This is a genomic window from Agrobacterium sp. 719_389 (genome assembly GCF_900188475.1).
In the GTDB taxonomy this organism is placed as follows: Bacteria; Pseudomonadota; Alphaproteobacteria; order Rhizobiales; family Rhizobiaceae; genus Agrobacterium; species Agrobacterium radiobacter.
This window is the reverse complement of record NZ_FYEM01000012.1, coordinates 15,233-34,535: the sequence shown is the minus strand read 5'-3', so window position 1 is coordinate 34,535 and position 19,303 is coordinate 15,233. Positions and strand designations below refer to the sequence as shown.

Genomic DNA, 19,303 nt, shown 5'->3' with positions numbered 1-19,303 from the left:
TGAGGGTGGATGATGTATTGGCGCATGGTGTCCTGACGACATCTCTGTCGGAAACTTTGGCCAAACGCGATGTGTTTCAGGCTACTGGCGATGCGGTGCGACACCGGCTAAGCTTTCCCGGCAGCAATAGGATTGATTCATGTCGCTTCGGCTTGCCACCTTCAATATCGAAAATCTCCTCACCCGTTTCGATTTCACCGGCTTTCGCAACCAGACGCGGCGCGACAGGGCGATCCAGCTTTTCGATATCAGGGACGAGGCAACGTATCAGGCGCTGGAAAGCGCGCGGATGGTCTCGTCCACCGACGATACGCGCCAGCTTTCTGCGCTCGCCATTGCGGATGCGGATGCCGACATTCTCTGCCTGCAGGAAGTCGACAACATGGCCGCGCTGCAGGCCTTTGAATATGGCTATCTCTATCGCATGGTCGGCAATGGCTACCTGCAGAAATATCTGGTCGAGGGCAATGACAGCCGCGGCATCGATGTCGCCGTCGTCATGCGTGAGGAAACGCGGGACGGCGACAAGATCGAGGTGGTCGACATCAAGAGCCATGCGGCGCTGACCTATCGCAATCTCGATCTTTTCAATCCTGCGCTGGCCGCGACCAACCAGATCGACGACAAGATTTTTAAACGGGATTGTCTGGAAATCGATCTGAGGATCGGCGGCAAACCACTGACGCTCTACGTTACGCATTTCAAATCCATGACCAATGCGCGCGATGCGGTTGATGCGCGGCTCGCGACCATGCCGATCCGCGAGGCGGAGGCCATGGCCGTTCGCCGCATCATTGAAAACCGCTGGGGTGTCGGCAATAGCCGCAACAAGAACTTCGCGATCTGCGGTGATATGAACGATTATCAGGAGCGTGTTGCGATTTCCGGCGACCGGCGCAGCGGCTACAGCTTTGCGCCGATCGAGGAGGAGCGCAGCGCGCTCGATGTTTTCACGGCTGATGGCTTCGTGGTCAATCCGATGACGCGCCGTGACGTCATGGACCGCTGGACGCTTTACCATTCGCGCGGCCCGCAGGAACAGCATCTGTGCCAGCTCGACTACATCTGGCTTTCGCCGCGTCTCGCCGAAACGAACGCGTCGCATGTGCCGGAAATCATTCGCAATGGACAGCCATTCCGGACGGTATTTCCGCCGGGGCAGGAGGTCGAGCGCTATCCGCGTACCGGCTGGGATCGCCCGAAGGCTTCCGATCATTGCCCCGTGGTCATGACGCTGGATTTGATCTAGGCGAGGCGAAACCCGCCGCCGGCAATGTATTCAGCCGTTCGCCACCTTGGGGTAATAGGTTGCCCAGACCCGGTTGCGGCCCGCGCGCTTGGCCTCGTAAAGCCGGTCGTCGGCAATGGCGATCAATTCGTCCCAGCTGTTGATTGCACGCGCTTCCTGCCAGACCACGCCGAAACTTGCCGTCAGCGACAGGCCGCTCTGCTCATCGATGATCTGGGCCTCGATCAGGCGGCGAAGGCGGTCGGCGGTGGCCGTCGCCGTGGCGTGGCTGACATCCTGCAGCACAACGACGAATTCCTCACCACCATATCGGGCAAGAATGTCGTCCTTGCGCAATGCGCCCTTCAAAAGGCTCGCCGTCTTCTGCAGCGCAAGGTCGCCCATGGCGTGGCCGTATCGGTCGTTGATCGACTTGAAGTGGTCGATATCGATAATCATCACGCCCAGCGCCTGACATTGCTCGTTGCCGCTGAGGATGGTTCGAACGGCCTTTTCCAGTGCGCGGCGATTAAAGACGCCCGTCAGGGCGTCGGTTTCGGAAAGCTTGCGCAACTGCTCGGCCAGCGCTCGCTGCTGGTCCTCCATTTCGCCTTTCTGGCGAAGCTGTTCGCGCAGGAAATCGAGTTCCTGGAACATCTTCTTCACTTCCGGAGCCACGCCATCCTTATAGTGTGCCTCGGAAAGGTCGCCTGCCGCTATCGCGGCGATCTGCGCCCGGACAGACTGCATGGGCTGGAACAGCGCTGTCTTGTAGACCGATGTGAGGCGAAGCAGGACCAGAACGGCAATGAAGGCGATCAAGAGAGACGCGGCGCCATAGATGAGCGCTTCCTGCTTGTTCCTCTCGATCCTCGCCCGTGTTTCGGCAAGAATGAGATCGCGCAGCTTGTCTGACGATCGCATGCCCTGAATGTAGCTTTCGGAAAACTCACGCACGCTTGGGCGCGCAGACGGCACAACGATGGCGATCGTATTCTGCGCATAGCGAAGCGCCTGACCGAAATAATAGGCCTCAAACTCACGGAATGCGGCGTCCAGACGCGGGGTCGACAGATAGGCGGCGGTATAGTTCCACAATGATGACTTCACCAGCATCAGGCTTTGCATTTCGGTGTCGAACTTTGCGCGATAGCTTAACGTGTCCTGCCTGTTTGCCTGCATGCTCATGATGACATAGGAACCGAGGCGGCCGATCCTGTCGCGCATCACGCCGGCGGTGCCGGTCATGGCGATGTCGATCGCCACGTCAGGCGTCTTCGTTATGATGGCGCGCGCAGCCCTGCCGCGAAGCAGGTTGACACTATCCGCCGCCTTGAACATCGACTGAATGGCGTTGGCCATGGCGCTGTAGCTGCGTGCTTCAGGCGAAAGGGCAGCAACATCGTCCACCGCCTCTCGCGACTCCGCCAGCTTCTGGCGGGTTTCGGCAAGCGATTTCGCCAGGCCGGGTTGCGCTTTGATTTCCTCGGCGAAGGAGGTCTCGACCTGGAGCAGCTTGTCGTCCGTCGCCTTGCGCGCCGCGGCGAGGGCTTCGACCAGCCTTGCGTCCACGGCAGACGACGCCATCAGATTGTTGGCAGGACCACGCTCGGCCGAAACCAGCCATGCGGATTGCAGCGCGGTTTCAAAGCGGCCAAGCTGCTGCGCATTCGTCCGGTAACGCAGATAGTTGGAGACGCTGGGCAGCGCGGCAAGGGTAGCCAGCAGGATGGAGCTTACGGCAATGACGATTGTGCCTGTCAGTTGGATTTTCTGTATGCTCGCGCGCATCTGATGCGTTATTCTCGCTGGAATGGTTATGGTTCATGGCCATTTTATCTTCGCCGCGTAAATACTTCGCTTATTTTGTGAGCCTTCTGCTTTAATAGTGATCATGCTGACAAGCGGGCCGTCACGGTGTGGAAAAGTAGTCGACTGGCAGCCCGCCGACAGTTTTTACTTTACACCAAGTCAGAATCTGATAGTTGGCAAGGCACTGGCTTGCCCTTGTAGCTCAGTTGGTAGAGCACCTGATTTGTAATCAGGGGGTCACGAGTTCGAACCTTGTCGGGGGCACCAGTTTTCTCGTTGTTTATCAACGTTTTATCTTTCCCTTCAAAATCATCCGTTTTACTGCGTGGCGCATTTTACAGTCCGTCGCCAGCGCGTCTCCCTGCGCCATGATGATGTGAAGCCGCTCGGCGTCCAGTTCTGTCTGAATGAATTCACCAGGATGCGCCAATTAAGAAAGACAAGAATTTCGGGCAGGGCGCGGGCACGGTTTTCGCCAGGGGAAGCGCTTTTCGAGTGGCGGGAGCGGCCGATACGACAGCCCCAGATGAAGTTGACCGGCGGGGCTGCGTCAAAAGGACCGCGCATATGAAGTTGTTGCAGCAGCAGTTTTGAGGTAGCGATCCTCACGACAGATAGTGTCAAGCAACAGCCTGGAAATATGCAAAATGATGGATTGGGATTGGGTAGACTGGTTCCCTATAGTCGTCTTTCCGCTCAAGATTCTCGTGTTAGGCACGGGCATGTTCTTCGCCATTAAATGGCATCACGATCAAGCGAAGAACGAAAAGAAAAACGGCGGATCGTAAGCGTCCGCCGAATATGCCGTTGGCGCCTCGGATTGGGCTGCCGATCCAGTGATGCGGCGGCAATTCGCCCAACAGGGCGACTGGATTGCCGCTTAGTCTGTGGCGCGAGACAGGCCCCTTTATTGCCTGGTCTTTCAGGATGATTGTAAAGCCTGCGGGTTTAAGCATATTGTTCAGCGATAAGTTGAGCAACAGCGGGCGCTTCCCATGGATGCATACGGTCATTTGCGGATATTGGTTAGCCTTATCCTCGGCCTTGCAATCACCAGAGTGTTGTCCGGTCTTTCCAGAAGGCTGCAGGAGCCGCAAAAAACCGATCGCATGCACGCGCAGATCGTCTGGTCGATTGTCCTGCTTCTTGGAGCGGTCCACTTCTGGTGGTGGGAGTTTGCCCTGCGGCTCATCCATAACTGGAATTTCTGGATTTACATCTTCGTTCTGGTTTACACGTCGCTCTTCTTTTTGATGTCGACGCTGCTTTATCCCGATCACATTCAGGAGTTGTCCGAGCGGGAAAGTTTTTTCGTGCGCAGGCGGCATGCGTTTTTTGCCTTGTTTGCCGCCTCGTTCGTCTTCGATCTGATGGACACCTACATCAAGGGGAAGGAGCACTTTGAACAGCTCGGGCCATGGTATCTGGCAAGGATAGTCGGCGGCCTGCTGATTGCTGTTGTGGCAATGAGAACCGATAGCAGCCGCAAAATCATGTGGCTCGGTGTTGTCTGGCTCTTCGTTAACGCGCTCTGGATAACGGCGATCTACAGCGATCTGTTTTAGTTCTTCCAGCGGCAAAGTAACCAGAATCGCAACTATGGCCCGTCGCTGAGAGTGGAACGCGAGCGGGCGGAAGCGCACAATACGGGGTGGCGGTTTTAAAAATCCCTATGGCTTTACGTGATAAAGCTTGTGCACGATCGACCAGTTGCCGTCGCGTTCCAGCAGGGACAAATATTCATAAAAATCCATGCCGTCGAAACGAGTCGTCAGCTTCACCGAGGCGCTGTCGCCCTCCTTGTCGATACCCATGATTTCGAAAGCGGGATCATGATCGGGGAGGCCGCGTTCGCTTTTGCGCATGTGGTCAACAAAGTCCTCCAGGGACAACCATTCGATTTCGCCTTCGAAGGTTCCAACGATGCTGGCGCGCGGGTCGAAAACGTCACGCATCAGGCTTTCATCCGCATAGGCCATGGCGTGAATGTAGTCCGTGACGGTCTGGGTGATGGTTTGCGGCATCGGATCGTCCTCCCTCAGGATCCAAAAGCCAAGCTTACACCCGTTGGCGAGGTTCCACCATAACCTCCTGAAAACGTGCCGGTTACGCTTTTTCAGAACGGTTTGCGGCGGGCTGCGGCAAATGCGGCGTCGCAGGGGGCGGCATGTTTTGCCGCCGCTTTCCACAATTTTGTCCTGCCCGTCATTATAGTCGCCTTGGGTCCGACAAATTTCGGCCTCAAGGGCTTTCCGCCGGTCTTCCTGCCGCCTGCGGCAAGGCTTTTGTGTGGGCTTTGCCGGTTTAACCGCCGGGGCGGGGTGCCGTGCCGGGCGGATTTGGCCTATGATCCACCCGCAGGCCTTATGAGGGTGGCATCAGGTGTGCGGGTAACAGTTTGCGTTTGAAGGTGTTTTTGTGATTGATCCCTATGTTTTGCTTGGCGTGGAGCGCGATGCCGACGAGGCGGCGATCAAATCGGCTTACCGCAAGGTGGCCAAGGCCGCCCACCCCGATAGCGGCGGCGACGCCGAGCAGTTCGCGCGCCTGCAAACCGCCTATGAGCTTCTGAAGGATCCGGTGCGCCGCAAGGTGTTCGACGATACCGGCTATGACCCGCAGCTTGCCGACGCCAAGGACCTGAAGGGCCTGCTGATGCTGGAAACGCTGGTCAACGAGTTCATTCTGGACGAACGCGAGCCCGGCAGTTTCGACCCCGTGGCCGCCATGCGCCGCAAGCTGACCGACGATATTCTGAAAAGCCGTTTCCATATTCTCGAACTGGAACGGCACCGCACCCGTGTTCGCAAACATATGGACCGTCTCGGCCGCAAGCCGGAAACCGATGTGCTGAGTTCGATGCTGCGCGCCCGCAGCCAATCCATCGCTGAAGCGATCCGCAATGCCGAAGCCCAGATCGAGGCGATCGAACAGGCCTATACGATGCTCGAGGGCTATTCCTATGAGCTGGAGAGCGTGATGCTGGCCGAGCCCTTGCTGAAAGGCGAGGCGGCGGAATAACCGCCTGTCACGGCCCGTTGACGAGGGCGAGAATGAGCTGATGCACCCGTCCGCCCGGGGAAAGCTCGTCGCGGTCGAAATCGCGGCCGCGCTGGCGCTGCTCGTTGGAGAGCTCGCCCAGCCGCTGCTGCAGCACGACGCGCACCTTCTGACATTTTGGGTCGTTTTCCGCCCTCAGGCCGGTGCTGAAGGCTTCGATCTTCTTCACCATGTCGAGGATGTGCTCGCCATGGACGCGCTCATGGGTTTCCACGCCGGAAATGAAGGTCTTCCAGCTCGTGGCGACGGCCGGCGGCAAATTGGCCGGCGCTTTCGGCCAGGTGTAGATGATGGTGAGATTGGGTCTTGCCGTGGCGAGAATGCAGGCGCCATCCGGCTGCGGACGGTAATCCCGCCGCCATGTCAGCTTGAAGGTGGTGTGGGCAATGGCCTGCACGCCGGCAGTGGGGCCGCGCTCGCCGATCGACTGGTAAAGCGCACCACCCGAATTACCGGTGATGGCATAGGTCTTTATCTGCTCGGTGGGTTTCCAGCCGGCGGACTGCGCTGACAGCGGAAGGGCGCTCAGCAACAGGGCGGCGCTGACGGAAAGTGGAAAAAGACTATGGGCGGGCACGCATCGATCCTTGGTGGTTTGCGCGCCGAAGATAGGCGAGGGGCAGGCGGTCAGGCAAGGGCTGCCGGACGAGGATTGCCGGCTCCTGCGTGGAATAATCCACACGAAAACCCCCGCGCCTCGGCGCGGGGGAGACAAGCGTACGACTGCAGGGGTAATCAGTCGTCCAGCTTGTCGTAATCGAGCTTGGGCGCGTTCTGCAGTGCGTCCTTGGTGGTGTCGACATAGGCCTTCCAGGTGCCGTTGTCGTTGTGGACGGCGACGGAAGCGGGGTCGAGAACCACATAGCTTTTGTCGATGCCAAGGAAGCCGCCGACGCTGGCGACAAGGCCAATCACCGACTTGCCGTCGCCGATGACGACATCTTCGATTTCGCCGATGTTTTCGTTCTGGGCGTTATAGATGTCCATGCCATCAAGCTGGGAGGCGGTGAGATCGGTCTTCTGGACATTGACGAACTTCAGCGGGCCGGTGGCCTTGGTGCCCATGGTGATTCCAGGGCCGGACAAAGTGGCGTCCGCGCCGGCAGCAGGAGCCGTGGTTGCCGTCTGGGCAAAAGCCACGGAAGAGGAGAGCGCTGCTGCGGCAGCGAGAGCGATAACATTGATTTTCATGATGTTTCTTCCCTTTGTATGCTGAACGTTGCGTTCGGGGAAGAAACGGCGAGGGGCGGATTTGGTTCCGCATGGGAGCGCAGGAAATTTTGGTTTATGCTGAAAACCGGAACAGATGTGCAGCAGGCCGGGAGCGGCGGAGCGGCGAAATCGGGAGGGTATAATGGCAAAAACTGTGACGGAGAAAGCGGCGGAAGAGGCTGCGGCATCCGAGGTCATCGACCGGAAAATTGCAGAGCTGGGCGACTGGCGCGGCGACACGCTTGCGCATATCCGTGCGGTGATCGGGAAGGCGGATCCCGATGTTATCGAAGAAGTGAAATGGCGCGGCGTGCCGGTCTGGTCACACGCAGGCATTCTCTGCACGGGCGAAACCTACAAAAGCGCCGTGAAGATGACATTTGCGAAGGGCGCTTCGCTGGAGGACCCCGCGGGGCTGTTCAATTCAAGTCTGGAGGGCAATACCCGGCGGGCGATCGATTTTCACGAGGGAGATGTCGTGGATGAGAAGGCGCTGGCGGCGCTGATCCGGGCGGCGGTGGCGTTGAATGTGGCGGTGGCAAGCGGGAAGAAACGGGCCGGAAAGTGATGAAACCGGTGGTGGGAGGGCGATGCCTCAGTCCCGGGCTATGTCTGCGGCCTTGTCCCACTCCCCATCGATAAACTTCAGTGCATCGATGATCGAAACTTTCCATACCGACCAGACGTGATCGCCGTCGGTGACCCGCAGTTCGGATTTGCGCTTGTCGGCCTGCAGCGTCTCATGCAGGGCGATTGCGCCGCGCCAGAGGAAGAAGCCGTCATCGTCGCCAACGGTCAGATAGGTGGCGGGCAGATCCTGACTTTCGGCGACATGCTGCGCCACGAGGGTGAAGACGTTCTTTTCGTTAAAGAGCCTTGCATCGAAAGGCGTGCCGAAGGCGCCGGAGAAATGATCGCCGGTTGAGGGCAGCACGATGCCGCTTGTGACGGTGGTGCGGTCGACCCGGTGAAAAAAGGCGCTGTCCTGAATGAGCCTGAGTTCGGCGGGTGTCTTGTCGAGATCGGAGGCGGGGACATTCTGCCAGATGGCGCCCGACAGGCTGGCGACGGCGCCATAGAGGTCCTCGTGGCCATAGGCGAGATGCAGGGCGCCGAAGCCGCCCATGGAGAGGCCGGCAATGGCGCGGCCTTCCCGATCTTTCCGCACCGGCAGTGTTTTTTCGATCTGGTGGCGCAGATCGCCGGTCAGGGCGGTTTCGTAATCGCCGGGACCGCCCACGGCGGTGGAATCCACATACCAGCTGTTCTTGACACCAGGCATGACGACGACAAGCGGGCGTATGGCGCCGGCCTCGATGAGCGTATCGAGCGTCTTTTCGATATTGCCGAGATCGCGCCAGCTATTCTGGTCACCATCATGGCCGTGCAGGAGGTAGAGCACCGGCCAGCCGTTTTCCGGTGGAGCGCCATCCGGGCGGTAGATGTTGACGGGAAGCGGCGCGTTGAGGGCCGCGCTGTGGAAGGTGGCATCCTCGATCTGGCCGGCAAAGCTCGGGGCGCAGGAGAGGAAAAGGTATGAGAGCGCCAGATTTCTGAGATGCATGCCGTGTCTCCATACTGCTTGCCATTCCATAAGGGCGGTCAACGTTCAAGGGAACCGTGAGTTCCGGAAGACGTAACGCTGCTGCAATGTCATTCCCTCACATCTGCGGACCGGTATGACGGTCTCAGGTCCGGGAAGGATTGTTCCCGCCAAGGCCATTGCGCACATTTGATAATTTTGGATTTAAAACATGGTGACATTGATATTATCGCGTTTCACACGCTCGCTTATTTTACTTTTTCTCCTTACCGGCTGCATGACCACGCCCATCTCGAGTATTCCCAAGCTGATGCGGCTCGACTTTCTGACGATGAATTTCGAGCATGTGCGTGTAGGGCTGCAGCTTCCTGCCCATCTGTCATTGGGTTCCGGTGATGCGGTGATGATTATTCGCAGCGTTACAGACGGCGTAAAGGGCGAGACTGTCGAGCCGTTTGCGTTGATCGAGGATAAGGACGCCGCCGCCCGCGCGCAGTTCCACGCGGAAAAGCGGGAGGGAACCGCCACAAGCGTGTGGAGAATAAAGCCTGAGGAGGTTTCAAGGCTTGCAACATTGCAGGAGAAGGTGCGCCTTTCCCGCATCGAGGGGCCGCGCATCAGGGGGAGTACGGAGATCGAGATATTGCGCGCCTGTGTCACAGGCGTTCTCCCGACCGGCCCGGTCTATTTCTCGACTTACATCAAGCCTGCGGAAAATGAAGACTACATTGCCATGACCGTGGATGCGGATCTGACGAAAGTGTTTGGTGCGGGCCAGGTCGCGGCGCGGATCAGACAGTGCGAAAACTGATCGCCGTTGCCGGGGCGCGTTAGCGCCCCGGTCGGCCCGTCTTGCCCTTCGTCCGGCTTTTGCGCTTCTGCTCGCCGGCGTCTTCATAGGACCCCGCGCCGATCTTGCCGCGCACCAGTGGTCGCGGATCATCGGTAGCACGCTCCGGCTGGCCTTCCATGAGCGGTGAGAAGCGTTTGCCGGATTCGGTCTCGGGCTTGTCTGGTACTGCGCTGCGCACGGGCTTTTCGGTTCTGCCCACGGTCATCTCGTCCAGCGTGTTCCTGCGGAACAGCGGTTTTCCCGCATCTGAGCCGGGGCCCATTTCATCCAGTGAGGGTTTGGTGAAAAGGGATTTGCCGCTTTCGTTCGGCGCGGCGCCCGCCTCCGTCCTGCCGGATGTCTCCCCCTCAGGCGGGGAGATCGACAAGTGGCTGCGTCTGTTGTTTTTTCCGCCGCCTTCGATGGCGCGGGCCTCTTCCTTCGCCATGGGGTCGTCCATGGTGGCGAGTTCGGCGGCCTTGAGACGTTTGATTTCGTCGCGCAGGCGGGCGGCCTTTTCGAAGTCGAGATCGGCGGCGGCATCGCGCATGGATTTTTCCAGCGCGTTGAGATGGGCCTGCAGATTGTTGCCGACCAGATGGCCGCCATCGGCGAAGCCTTTGCCGGAAGCGCCTGATATATCGGCCCTTACGTGGTCGCGCTCATAAACAGAATCAAGAATATCCGAGATTTTCGCCTTGACCGATTCCGGCGTGATGCCGTGTTCGGCGTTATAGGCCATCTGCTTTTCGCGGCGGCGGGAGGTTTCCTCCATCGCCCGCTTCATCGAGCCGGTGATGTTGTCGGCGTAAAGGATGACCTTGCCGTCGACGTTACGGGCGGCGCGGCCGATTGTCTGGATCAGTGAGGTTTCGGAGCGCAGGAAGCCTTCCTTGTCGGCATCGAGGATCGCCACAAAACCACATTCGGGAATATCGAGACCTTCGCGCAGAAGGTTGATGCCAACAAGCACGTCGAAAGCACCGAGGCGCAGGTCGCGGATAATCTCGATGCGTTCCAGCGTGTCGATATCCGAGTGCATGTAACGCACGCGAACGCCCTGTTCGTGCAGATATTCGGTCAGGTCCTCGGCCATGCGCTTGGTCAGCACGGTGCAGAGCGTGCGGTAACCCTTGGCGGCGGTCTCGCGGATTTCGCCGAGAACATCGTCCACCTGACTGCGGGCGGAACGCACTTCCACCGGCGGGTCGATAAGGCCGGTCGGGCGGATGACCTGTTCGGCAAAGACGCCGCCGGCCTGTTCCATCTCCCACGAGCCGGGGGTGGCCGAAACCGCCACCGTCAGCGGGCGCATCGCATCCCATTCCTCGAAGCGCAGCGGGCGGTTATCCATGCAGGAGGGCAGGCGGAAGCCGTATTCGGCCAGCGTCGCCTTGCGCCGGAAGTCGCCGCGATACATGCCGCCGATCTGGCTGACGGAGACGTGGCTTTCGTCGATGAACAGCAGTGCGTTATCAGGGATATATTCGAACAGCGTCGGCGGCGGCTCGCCGGGATTGCGGCCAGTGAGATAACGCGAATAGTTCTCGATGCCGGCGCAGGAGCCGGTCGCCTCCAGCATTTCCACGTCATAGCGGGTGCGCTGCTCCAGCCGCTGGGCTTCCAGCAGGCGTCCGGCCTTTTCCAGTTCGGCGAGGCGGACCTTCAGCTCTTCCTTGATCGACTTGATCGCGCCGTTCAGCGTCGGGCGCGGGGTAACATAGTGCGAATTGGCGTAGATCTTGACGGATTGCAGGTCGCCGGTTTTCTGGCCGGTCAGCGGGTCGAATTCGGTGATGGAATCGATCTCGTCGCCGAACATCGAGATACGCCAGGCGGCATCTTCAAGGTGGGCAGGGAAGATTTCGATGGTGTCACCGCGCACGCGGAACGAGCCGCGCTGGAAATCCATGTCGCGGCGCTTGTATTGCTGGGCCACGAGGTCGGCCAGAAGCTGGCGCTGGTCCAGCCGGTCGCCCACCTGCATCTGGAAGGTCATGGCGGTGTAGGTCTCCACCGAACCGATACCGTAGATGCAGGAAACCGAGGCGACGATGATGCAGTCGTCGCGTTCCAAAAGCGAGCGAGTGGCGGAGTGGCGCATCCGGTCGATCTGTTCGTTGATCGAGGATTCCTTCTCGATGAAGGTGTCGGAGCGCGGCACATAGGCTTCCGGCTGGTAATAATCGTAGTAAGAGACGAAATATTCCACCGCATTGTCGGGGAAGAAGTTCTTGAACTCCGAATAGAGCTGCGCGGCCAGCGTCTTGTTAGGCGCGAGAATGACAGCCGGGCGCTGCGTCGCCTCAATTACCTTGGCCATGGTGAAGGTCTTGCCGGAGCCGGTGACGCCGAGCAGGACCTGGCTGCGCTCGCCGGAATTGATGCCTTCCACGAGGTCGTTGATGGCCGTCGGCTGGTCGCCGGCGGGCTGGTACTCCGAGTCCATGCGGATGGCAACGCCGCCTTCCGATTTCGGCGGACGGGCCGGGCGGTGCGGCGTCCAGAGCTTGCCGTCCTTGAACAGCGGATTGCCGCTCTCGATCAGCTTCGACAGCGCGTCCACCGTTGCGGTGACGGCGCCCGGCGCGAGGTTGGCGGCATCCTCCAGCGATACGTCCATACCGGCGACCGGATTGAGGCCGGCGGCGGCGCGGGTTTTCGGATCGCTCGATGCGCCGATGGAAACACCGCGCGCGGTCTTGGAGGCCGTGGTGTTCTTGGCCGTCTTCGAGGCGGCCTTCTCCGCGTCCTTGCGCGCTTCGATCTCGATCTTCTTGCGGTGCTTGCCCGCCTTCGAGGCGATTTCGCGCTGGGTTTCCACGGAGGATGCCTCCGCTTCCGCCTCGAGCTGCTTCACCCAATCGGAGACGCTGCCGCTGAGCGGCGCGCCTTCGAATGACGATTGCGGAGCTTCCTCGAAGCCTGAGGGCGAGGAGGTGGAGTTTTTCGGTGATCTGGCCATGGGCGAAATATGGAGGGAGTCACGCACAAAGTGAAGGGGATGCCGCGAAAAAATGAGTACAAAAAGGAAACGAAGCGTACGGAACAAAATTCGGCCGGATGCGTTGCGTAGCGGCTGAAAACAGCTTTGCTAAAATCTGCAGAAAATCGATTCCGGTTTTCGGGCGGATGCGCTAGAGCAAATCCATACGGGCAGAATGACGTTTACCTTCAGACTGCTTTTTATACTGCATTTCATGACATCCCTCCCTTTTTTCAGGACCCATCATGCCGTTCTCAATCAGCCCTGCCCACATCTGGCCTGTCCTGATGCTTATCGCCTCCAATATTTTCATGACCTTCGCCTGGTATGGCCACCTCAAGCACAAGGGCAGCGCGCTTTTCCTGGCTATTGTCGCCAGCTGGGGTATCGCGTTCTTCGAATATGTGCTGGCCGTTCCCGCGAACCGCATAGGCTCGGAGGTTTATTCCACCGCGCAGCTCAAGACCATTCAGGAAGTCATCACGCTCGCGGTCTTCGCGCTGTTTTCGATTTTCTGGCTGAAGGAAAGCATCACCATCAATCACGTGATCGGTTTTGCGCTGATCGCTTTCGGCGCTTCCTTCATTTTCCGCTCCTGAAGACAAACGAAAGACACCGGCGCTTTGCCGGCCCGAAACCAGTCGCAACGGGTATGAGGTGATGTATCGATGAAAATACGGCCTGCAAGAGTTGACGATGCGATGGGAATGGCGGCGGTCCAGAACGAGATATTCTCGGCCGGCCTCCGAAAAGCGCCGACGGATATTACGGCGGTGCTGGAGAATTATATCCAGCACGCCGATCGTATCGAATGTTCGGTCGCCGAGGACGATGACGGGCGCATTCTGGGGTTCCAGTCGCTGCGTTGTGCGCGGACGGACAATCCCTATGGCGTGGCGGAAGGCTGGGGCATCATCGGCACCCATGTCAGCCCGCAGGCGGCGCGAAGAGGAGTAGGATCCGCCCTCTTCGCGGCAACACGAAGGGCGGCAGAGGCGCGGGGCCTCAAGAATATCGATGCCAGCATCGGCGCGGACAACATGCTCGGGCAGGGTTATTACGACGCCATGGGCTTCACGACCTATCGCCAGCCGGAAGGGCTGGTCTGCAAGATTTACCGGCTGGGCTAGGGCACGTCCGGTTTAACGGAAGCGTCGGACGTGCTCCATCTCTTTGTTTATCGCATTATCCGGACGTAAAACCGCTACGCACTTTTACTGGAAATGCTCTGGATGCCTTGCTTCCAGTCAGCTGCGATTGTCGTTTTCGGAATATTGCAGGCGGGCCTTGCAGATGCGGACGTGGTTTTCGTCCGCCCATTGCACCAGCAATTGCATCGGCACGAGAAACGAGCGGCCGAGATTGGTCAGTTCATATTCCACGCGCGGCGGCACCTCGGCATAAAGCGTGCGGCGGATGAAGCCATCCTCTTCCAGCCGCTTCAGCGTGCGCGACAGCATCTGCTTGGAAATGTCGTCGATCCTGCGGTTTAGTTCGTTAAAGCGCAGCACGCCGCCCTGCAGGGCTTCGAGAACCAAAAGGCTCCATTGATCGCCGATGCGGTCCAGCACGTCGCGGATGGGGCAGGGCTGATCGAAGGCAAAAACTTCTTTCGTTTGCGTATCCGCCATGTCCTTATCCCCTTACCCGTTTTACCCCTGCAGGTCATCGCCATGTGACCAGATCAGCCGCCGCTGACTTCTTGCGGCTAAGGCTGCGATACCATAGCTCTTCTTTGCGGTCTATAATTTAGACCGTTAACGTCAGTGATAAAGGAAAGAAGCCATGGCTAAAATCGCGCTCATCGGCGCTTCCGGCAATGCCGGGTCCCGTATTCTGAAGGAACTTTCCGACCGGGGGCATCCGGTGACGGCGATAGCCCGCAATCCCGAAAAGATCGCCAGCCTGCCTGGTGTGGTGGCAAAGAAGGGCGATGTTTTTGATCAGGCGGGGCTTTCTGACCTGCTGAAGTGTCACAATGCCGTGATCAGCTCGGTCCATTTCACCGCCAGCGATCCCGCAACGCTGATCGAGGCCGTGCGGGCCTCCGGCGTTCAGCGTTATCTCGTGGTCGGCGGCGCCGGCAGCCTTGAAATCGCACCGGGCCAGCGCGTGGTCGACCTGCCGGATTTCCCGGCCGCCTACAAGGCCGAAGCCACCAAGGGTGCGGAGTTCCTGGACCTGCTGAAGCAGGAAAAGCAGCTCGACTGGACCTTCCTGTCGCCATCCGCCGAATTCGTACCGGGTGAAAGAACGGGCAAGTTCCGCATCGGCAAGGATAATCTCCTCAGCAATGGTGAGGGCAGCCGCATTTCCTTCGAAGACTATGCGATTGCGCTTGTCGATGAAATCGAGAAGCCGCAGCATTCCCGCCAGCGTTTCACCGTCGGTTATTGAGAGGTATCGCCCATGAATTTCGTGACACGTCGTCTTGCCATCGCCACCCTTGCCCTTGCACCCGCGCTGATGGCCGCACCGGTTTTGGCGCAAACCGCAACGCGCGATCTCGCCCGGGAAGAGGCCAACCGCAAACTGGTGATCGAGTTTTACGATACCGTCTTCAACAAGCATGAAGTGGAAAAGGGGGCTGCCGTCATTGTCGACAGCTACAAGCAGCACAACCCCATGGTGCCGGATGGCAAGAAGCCGTTCGTGGATTATTTCACCGGCCACTTCAAGGAAAACCCGCAGTCGAAGGCGCGCATCGTGCGCAGCGCCACGGATGGCGATCTCGTCTATCTGCACATTCATTCGACCGAAAAAGACGGCGATCGCGGTACGGCCATCGTCGATATCTTCCGCGTCACCGACGGCAAGATCACCGAGCACTGGGACGTGATCCAGCCCGTTCCGGAAACGGCGGCGAACAATAATACGATGTTCTGAGGCCAGTCTCTTGACGCCTCACCGATGACAGGGAAACAGCCGGGATTTTCGCCCGGCTGTTTCCGTTTTCAGATTGTGCGCCGTTTCTGACGGGACTGTATGATCAGGTCCAGCACGAGCATGACCAGCAGGCTCGCGCCCACCAGCGGGAAAATGACGCCGCCGATGGCGAGCATGACGAGCAGGCCGCGAAGCACGCGTTTTTCCTGCGGCAGGGGTGGGACCCCAAGCGACCCTTTCGGACGGCGTTTCCACCACATGACGCCGGCGGACACGGCAAGCAGCACAATGCCGATACAGGCCGCCAGAAGCACGATCTGGTTGGCGAGGCCATATTGCTGGCCCAGATGTACATTGATGCCCCATTCCAGCGCCTTGCCAAGCGGGCCGTAATCGGCGTAGCTCATGTCGATCAACGGCTCTCCGCTATATTGATCAAGGTGCACAACGCGCTGTTGACCGAGATCATCGGGATAGACCGAGCCGCTATAGACGCCGGTCGGTTTTCCCGGCAGGGCGACGGTATAACCGGCGGCAAGGCCGAGTGCGTCGAAACGTGCGATCGCCTCGTCGATTCCGATCGGCTGGCCTTCGGAGGCGGTGGTGGATTCCGGTATTTTTGCCTGCTCCAGCGACCAGCTTGTCTTCGCCACATGATCGAGATGGTCTCCGGACATCGGAACATCGGTGCGGATGCCCGCCGGATATCCGAAGTTGCTGCCATTCGCCCATTCATTGACCTTCGCACCCCATACACCCGACCAGGGCATGCCGGTGACCGCAAGAAAGACGATGAAAAAGCCGACGAAAATGCCGGTGACGGCATGGGTGTCGCGCCAGAAGACCCGCTTTTCCGGGGTGCCGCGCACGGTCACGACACCGCCTGTCTGCTTTCGCGGCCACCAGAGATAGACGCCGGTGGCGACGAGAAGAATGGACCAGCCGGCGGCGATCTCGATCAGATAGCGGGCATAGGCGCCGAAGTATTTCAGGCTGTGGAGATAACGGATCGTCCACATGATTGTGCCTCGATCCGGCAGGGAGCCGACCACCTCAGCAGTGTAGGGGTTGACGTAGACGGCCCGCTTTCCATCTGCCGTATTGACGGTGATTTCCGTCGAAGCGCCCGGATCGGTCGGTGTCGTGTATTTGACGGCGGTGCCGGGAACGGCCGCGAGCGCTGCGGCCACGATCTCGGAGGGCAGGGTTTTTGGCGCGTTTTGCACCACCTCGATGCGTTTCAGGTCCGAATGGATGAGGTTGTCGAATTCGTCCCGGAAGAGATAAAGCGCGCCGGTGACGGCGAGCGATATCATGAAGGGCAGAACGAGGAGACCGGCATAAAAATGCCAACGCCACACGGCGCGGTAAAGATTGGCGGACGAGGAATGCGCAGGCGCACGCTCGCCCTCGAAAGAGGTCGTAACGGACATGGATGTCTCCGCAAGAGAATTGATTTTCCGGCTGGCCGGACAATGTTCTAGCGCTGCGGAGCGAAGGGCGGCGCGCGTGGGCGCGATTCCAGATTGGGCGGTGATGGCGGTAACACTGCGTCGAAATTCTGAAAGGCGACTTCGACCGCAGGGAGAATGTTGTCCGCGCCTTCGACGGGAATAACCGGAAGAGCGGCGACTGTGGCCGAGGCCAGACGGCAGAGCGTGCCGCAGCAGTCATCGGCGATCTTGCCCGCCGGGTCCTGTTTATCCGAGCCGCCTTCAGGCATATGGCTGGAACAGATGATGTCATCCGCCGCCAGCGCGGCCATCGCCATATTGCCGCTGGTCAGGCCATTGGCGAGACCCTGCAAAAGGAAAAGCAGAACCGCCAGCATGGCGATGGCGCCAGCCGAACTCCTGTCCTGCATGATCCTGCGAATGAATCCCATGGAATTGGAATGTCATATTTGCGGCGAGATGTCACCGCGACACAATGACGACGGGGGAGACAACAGGGAGCCGAGAGCGGCACTGAATCCCAGTGCCGCAACGCGATTATTCCGCTGCGGGAATGGGCGTGGGTTGTCCGTTTTCGTCCATCGCCACCATGATGAAGGTTCCGGCGGTGACTTTCTCCAGCTTGTCATAACGCGACCGCTGCGCCCAGGCTTCCACCGTGAGCGTGATGGAGGTGCGGCCAACGCGGGCGATATCGGTATAGATGGACAGCGTGTCGCCGATCTTCACCGGCAGTTCGAAGGCCATTTCCTTGACCGCCGCCGTGACCACACGACAGCGGGAGCGTTCCGCGGCGCGGATGCCGCTCGCCAAGTCCATCTGTGACATGACCCAGCCGCCGAAAATATCACCGGCCGGATTGGCGTCGGCCGGCATGGCGAGTGTTCTGAGCGTCAGCTCGCCGGTCGGTTTGATGGTCGGGTTGGTCATGTTGAGATTTGCTCCATGCGAATGACAAAGGCGCAGCATGCGTTGCGCTTTGCCATTTCGCAAGGAAGGCAAAGCGTCAGGACGACGCTTTGCCCAGAAATTGCTGCGTTGCATAAAGAGCGATGGCCGCCGCATTCGAAACGTTGAGCGATTTGATCTCGCCCGGCATGTCGAGACGGGCGAGCGCCGAGACGGTTTCGCGCGTCTTCTGGCGCAGCCCCTTGCCTTCGGCGCCCAGAACCAGCGCGATTTTTTCACCGCTAAAAGTCTGTTCGATGGGGGCGGGGCCTTCAGAATCCAGGCCGACGGAGAAGAAGCCGAGCTTGTGGAGCTCGCCCAGCGCATCGGCCAGATTGGTGATCTGGATATAGGGAATGAGTTCCAGCGCGCCGGAAGCCGATTTTGCCAGCACGCCTGATTCGGTCGGGCTGTGGCGCATGGTGGTGATAACCGCGCCGGCGTTGAAGGCGACTGCCGAGCGCATGATGGCGCCGACATTGTGCGGATCGGTGACCTGATCGAGCACGAGGATGAGCGGGCTGTCCTTCAGCGCGCCAAGTCTCTTGACCGGCAGCGGCCTTGTTTCCAGCATCACGCCCTGATGGATGGCCTCGGGGCCGAGCACCCGGTCGATATCCTGAGGGGAGACCATCTCCACCGGAAAAGGCTGCGCATCCGCCTCACCAATATCCAGTCGCGCAAAGGCGTTCTGGGTGACGGAGAGCTTGACGATCTGCCGTTCGGGATTGGCAAGGGCCGCGCGCACGGTATGAAGGCCGTAAAGATGCACCTGATCTGGCGCAAGCTGCGGCGGCTTCCAGTCATCGGCGCCGCGGTTGCGGCGCTTCGGCTGCTGCGGGGTCGGAATTTCGCCGCGCTCGCGCTTGGCGTCGCGCACGGCACGGCGCAGGTTGGCGTAGTGCGTGTCGCGGGTGGATTTATTATTGGGATCGTCTTTGCTCATGGCGCCTTATATCTCCGCCGGAAGCCGCGCACCAGCCCCCGCGATAATCCACAGGGCTGTAAAGAGGTTTGAATTTTTTCCCGAAAATTCGTGAAAGGGCGTGTTGACAGAAACGAACGAGGCCGTCATATACGCGCCACAGACGACGCAATGGCGCTTCGCCGCAGCGAAATCTGAAGAGCTTGGTCGCTCGATCCTAGCAGAAAGCTGGAGGGATGCCCGAGTGGTTAAAGGGGACGGACTGTAAATCCGTTGGCTACGCCTACGTTGGTTCAAATCCAACTCCCTCCACCATTCTGCACGGATCGAAATCGCCGCCGCGGGTATAGCTCAATGGTAGAGCAGCAGCCTTCCAAGCTGAATACGCGGGTTCGATTCCCGCTACCCGCTCCAGCG

20 protein-coding genes and 3 tRNA genes are annotated in these 19,303 nt (G+C 59.4%); 11 read left to right on the top strand and 12 right to left on the bottom strand.

All coding sequences use genetic code 11. From position 1 onward, the window contains the following. Window positions 1–139: 139 nt before the first annotated feature. The gene (locus tag CFB10_RS20305; RefSeq protein ID WP_020009363.1) at window positions 140–1,249 is read left to right on the top strand and encodes an endonuclease/exonuclease/phosphatase family protein; all 1,110 of its coding nucleotides are present in this window, start codon (window positions 140–142) and stop codon (window positions 1,247–1,249) included. Window positions 1,250–1,279: 30 nt separating this feature from the next. Here CFB10_RS20305 and CFB10_RS20300 read toward each other — a convergent pair whose 3' ends face one another. Next, a complete protein-coding gene (locus CFB10_RS20300) occupies window positions 1,280–3,019 on the bottom strand; it encodes a GGDEF domain-containing protein (RefSeq protein ID WP_020009364.1) in 1,740 nt (579 codons plus the stop codon). A gap of 212 nt (window positions 3,020–3,231) precedes the next feature. Between CFB10_RS20300 and CFB10_RS20295 the strand changes: the two genes are divergently transcribed. Beyond that, window positions 3,232–3,307 (top strand) — tRNA-Thr (locus CFB10_RS20295). Between the two features lie 443 nt (window positions 3,308–3,750). On the opposite strand, the gene CFB10_RS24085 is transcribed toward CFB10_RS20295, so the two are convergent. Next, on the bottom strand, window positions 3,751–4,620 hold the full coding sequence (locus CFB10_RS24085; RefSeq protein ID WP_170940906.1) for a hypothetical protein: 870 nt from the start codon (window positions 4,618–4,620) through the stop codon (window positions 3,751–3,753). Window positions 4,621–4,710: 90 nt separating this feature from the next. Further along, window positions 4,711–5,064, bottom strand: coding sequence for a nuclear transport factor 2 family protein (locus CFB10_RS20285; RefSeq protein WP_003507612.1), 354 nt, complete (start codon window positions 5,062–5,064; stop codon window positions 4,711–4,713). 394 nt (window positions 5,065–5,458) lie between these two features. Between CFB10_RS20285 and CFB10_RS20280 the strand changes: the two genes are divergently transcribed. Then, complete coding sequence (locus tag CFB10_RS20280; RefSeq protein ID WP_003507613.1) at window positions 5,459–6,061, top strand: J domain-containing protein; 603 nt, start codon at window positions 5,459–5,461, stop codon at window positions 6,059–6,061. Between the two features lie 7 nt (window positions 6,062–6,068). Here CFB10_RS20280 and CFB10_RS20275 read toward each other — a convergent pair whose 3' ends face one another. Together CFB10_RS20275 and CFB10_RS20270 are read right to left on the bottom strand one after the other, a co-directional pair. Next, a complete protein-coding gene (locus CFB10_RS20275) occupies window positions 6,069–6,677 on the bottom strand; it encodes a DUF922 domain-containing Zn-dependent protease (protein WP_026363432.1) in 609 nt (202 codons plus the stop codon). Window positions 6,678–6,835: 158 nt separating this feature from the next. Next, entirely contained in the window at window positions 6,836–7,291 is a 456-nt protein-coding gene (locus tag CFB10_RS20270; protein WP_020009368.1) for a PRC-barrel domain-containing protein, read from the bottom strand. 163 nt (window positions 7,292–7,454) lie between these two features. Between CFB10_RS20270 and CFB10_RS20265 the strand changes: the two genes are divergently transcribed. Next, entirely contained in the window at window positions 7,455–7,880 is a 426-nt protein-coding gene (locus tag CFB10_RS20265) for a DUF1801 domain-containing protein (RefSeq protein WP_020009369.1), read from the top strand. A 27-nt stretch (window positions 7,881–7,907) separates the two neighbouring features. Here the strand turns inward: CFB10_RS20265 and CFB10_RS20260 are convergent, their stop codons facing one another. Then, on the bottom strand, window positions 7,908–8,876 hold the full coding sequence (locus CFB10_RS20260; RefSeq protein WP_020009370.1) for an alpha/beta hydrolase family protein: 969 nt from the start codon (window positions 8,874–8,876) through the stop codon (window positions 7,908–7,910). A 256-nt stretch (window positions 8,877–9,132) separates the two neighbouring features. Between CFB10_RS20260 and CFB10_RS20255 the strand changes: the two genes are divergently transcribed. Further along, window positions 9,133–9,666 (top strand): hypothetical protein, encoded by a 534-nt coding sequence (locus CFB10_RS20255; protein WP_244559881.1) that lies wholly within the window; start codon window positions 9,133–9,135, stop codon window positions 9,664–9,666. Between the two features lie 19 nt (window positions 9,667–9,685). Here the strand turns inward: CFB10_RS20255 and uvrB are convergent, their stop codons facing one another. Further along, complete coding sequence (gene uvrB, locus CFB10_RS20250) at window positions 9,686–12,652, bottom strand: excinuclease ABC subunit UvrB (protein WP_020009372.1); 2,967 nt, start codon at window positions 12,650–12,652, stop codon at window positions 9,686–9,688. 266 nt (window positions 12,653–12,918) lie between these two features. Between uvrB and CFB10_RS20245 the strand changes: the two genes are divergently transcribed. Together CFB10_RS20245 and CFB10_RS20240 are read left to right on the top strand one after the other, a co-directional pair. Further along, on the top strand, window positions 12,919–13,272 hold the full coding sequence (locus tag CFB10_RS20245; protein WP_020009373.1) for a DMT family protein: 354 nt from the start codon (window positions 12,919–12,921) through the stop codon (window positions 13,270–13,272). Window positions 13,273–13,380: 108 nt separating this feature from the next. Then, on the top strand, window positions 13,381–13,803 hold the full coding sequence (locus CFB10_RS20240; protein ID WP_020009374.1) for a GNAT family N-acetyltransferase: 423 nt from the start codon (window positions 13,381–13,383) through the stop codon (window positions 13,801–13,803). A gap of 117 nt (window positions 13,804–13,920) precedes the next feature. Here the strand turns inward: CFB10_RS20240 and CFB10_RS20235 are convergent, their stop codons facing one another. Continuing rightward, window positions 13,921–14,304, bottom strand: coding sequence for a helix-turn-helix domain-containing protein (locus CFB10_RS20235; protein WP_003522442.1), 384 nt, complete (start codon window positions 14,302–14,304; stop codon window positions 13,921–13,923). 154 nt (window positions 14,305–14,458) lie between these two features. On the opposite strand from CFB10_RS20235, the gene CFB10_RS20230 reads away from it, so the two are divergent. Continuing rightward, entirely contained in the window at window positions 14,459–15,070 is a 612-nt protein-coding gene (locus CFB10_RS20230; RefSeq protein ID WP_020009375.1) for an NAD(P)-dependent oxidoreductase, read from the top strand. Between the two features lie 12 nt (window positions 15,071–15,082). Then, window positions 15,083–15,559 (top strand): nuclear transport factor 2 family protein, encoded by a 477-nt coding sequence (locus CFB10_RS20225; RefSeq protein WP_020009376.1) that lies wholly within the window; start codon window positions 15,083–15,085, stop codon window positions 15,557–15,559. 68 nt (window positions 15,560–15,627) lie between these two features. On the opposite strand, the gene CFB10_RS20220 is transcribed toward CFB10_RS20225, so the two are convergent. From CFB10_RS20220 to rlmB, 4 genes are all read right to left on the bottom strand, one after another. Then, complete coding sequence (locus CFB10_RS20220; RefSeq protein ID WP_020009377.1) at window positions 15,628–16,992, bottom strand: PepSY domain-containing protein; 1,365 nt, start codon at window positions 16,990–16,992, stop codon at window positions 15,628–15,630. Between the two features lie 47 nt (window positions 16,993–17,039). Next, window positions 17,040–17,444, bottom strand: coding sequence for a DUF2946 family protein (locus CFB10_RS20215; RefSeq protein ID WP_020009378.1), 405 nt, complete (start codon window positions 17,442–17,444; stop codon window positions 17,040–17,042). A 106-nt stretch (window positions 17,445–17,550) separates the two neighbouring features. Beyond that, entirely contained in the window at window positions 17,551–17,943 is a 393-nt protein-coding gene (locus tag CFB10_RS20210; protein ID WP_003507645.1) for an acyl-CoA thioesterase, read from the bottom strand. Between the two features lie 76 nt (window positions 17,944–18,019). Then, window positions 18,020–18,907 carry a 23S rRNA (guanosine(2251)-2'-O)-methyltransferase RlmB gene (gene rlmB / locus CFB10_RS20205; RefSeq protein ID WP_020009380.1) on the bottom strand — a complete coding sequence of 296 codons (888 nt, stop codon included), beginning with the start codon at window positions 18,905–18,907 and terminating at the stop codon, window positions 18,020–18,022. Window positions 18,908–19,116: 209 nt separating this feature from the next. Here rlmB and CFB10_RS20200 point away from each other — a divergent pair. Beyond that, window positions 19,117–19,201: transfer RNA gene (locus CFB10_RS20200), tRNA-Tyr, on the top strand. Between the two features lie 25 nt (window positions 19,202–19,226). Continuing rightward, window positions 19,227–19,300: transfer RNA gene (locus tag CFB10_RS20195), tRNA-Gly, on the top strand. The last annotated feature ends 3 nt before the right edge of the window (window positions 19,301–19,303 follow it).

Excerpts from the sequence above, each read along its gene's own strand:
- CFB10_RS20305 (WP_020009363.1), top strand. The coding sequence starts at position 140 with ATGTCGCTTCGGCTTGCCACCTTCAATATCGAAAATCTCCTCACCCGT.
- CFB10_RS20300 (WP_020009364.1), bottom strand. The coding sequence starts at position 3,019 with ATGCGCGCGAGCATACAGAAAATCCAACTGACAGGCACAATCGTCATT.
- CFB10_RS20285 (WP_003507612.1), bottom strand. The coding sequence starts at position 5,064 with ATGCCGCAAACCATCACCCAGACCGTCACGGACTACATTCACGCCATG.
- CFB10_RS20270 (WP_020009368.1), bottom strand. The coding sequence starts at position 7,291 with ATGAAAATCAATGTTATCGCTCTCGCTGCCGCAGCAGCGCTCTCCTCT.
- CFB10_RS20265 (WP_020009369.1), top strand. The coding sequence starts at position 7,455 with ATGGCAAAAACTGTGACGGAGAAAGCGGCGGAAGAGGCTGCGGCATCC.
- CFB10_RS20260 (WP_020009370.1), bottom strand. The coding sequence starts at position 8,876 with ATGCATCTCAGAAATCTGGCGCTCTCATACCTTTTCCTCTCCTGCGCC.
- CFB10_RS20255 (WP_244559881.1), top strand. The coding sequence starts at position 9,133 with ATGACCACGCCCATCTCGAGTATTCCCAAGCTGATGCGGCTCGACTTT.
- uvrB (WP_020009372.1), bottom strand. The coding sequence starts at position 12,652 with ATGGCCAGATCACCGAAAAACTCCACCTCCTCGCCCTCAGGCTTCGAG.
- CFB10_RS20245 (WP_020009373.1), top strand. The coding sequence starts at position 12,919 with ATGCCGTTCTCAATCAGCCCTGCCCACATCTGGCCTGTCCTGATGCTT.
- CFB10_RS20240 (WP_020009374.1), top strand. The coding sequence starts at position 13,381 with ATGGCGGCGGTCCAGAACGAGATATTCTCGGCCGGCCTCCGAAAAGCG.
- CFB10_RS20235 (WP_003522442.1), bottom strand. The coding sequence starts at position 14,304 with ATGGCGGATACGCAAACGAAAGAAGTTTTTGCCTTCGATCAGCCCTGC.
- CFB10_RS20230 (WP_020009375.1), top strand. The coding sequence starts at position 14,459 with ATGGCTAAAATCGCGCTCATCGGCGCTTCCGGCAATGCCGGGTCCCGT.
- CFB10_RS20225 (WP_020009376.1), top strand. The coding sequence starts at position 15,083 with ATGAATTTCGTGACACGTCGTCTTGCCATCGCCACCCTTGCCCTTGCA.
- CFB10_RS20220 (WP_020009377.1), bottom strand. The coding sequence starts at position 16,992 with ATGTCCGTTACGACCTCTTTCGAGGGCGAGCGTGCGCCTGCGCATTCC.
- CFB10_RS20215 (WP_020009378.1), bottom strand. The coding sequence starts at position 17,444 with ATGGGATTCATTCGCAGGATCATGCAGGACAGGAGTTCGGCTGGCGCC.
- CFB10_RS20210 (WP_003507645.1), bottom strand. The coding sequence starts at position 17,943 with ATGACCAACCCGACCATCAAACCGACCGGCGAGCTGACGCTCAGAACA.
- rlmB (WP_020009380.1), bottom strand. The coding sequence starts at position 18,907 with ATGAGCAAAGACGATCCCAATAATAAATCCACCCGCGACACGCACTAC.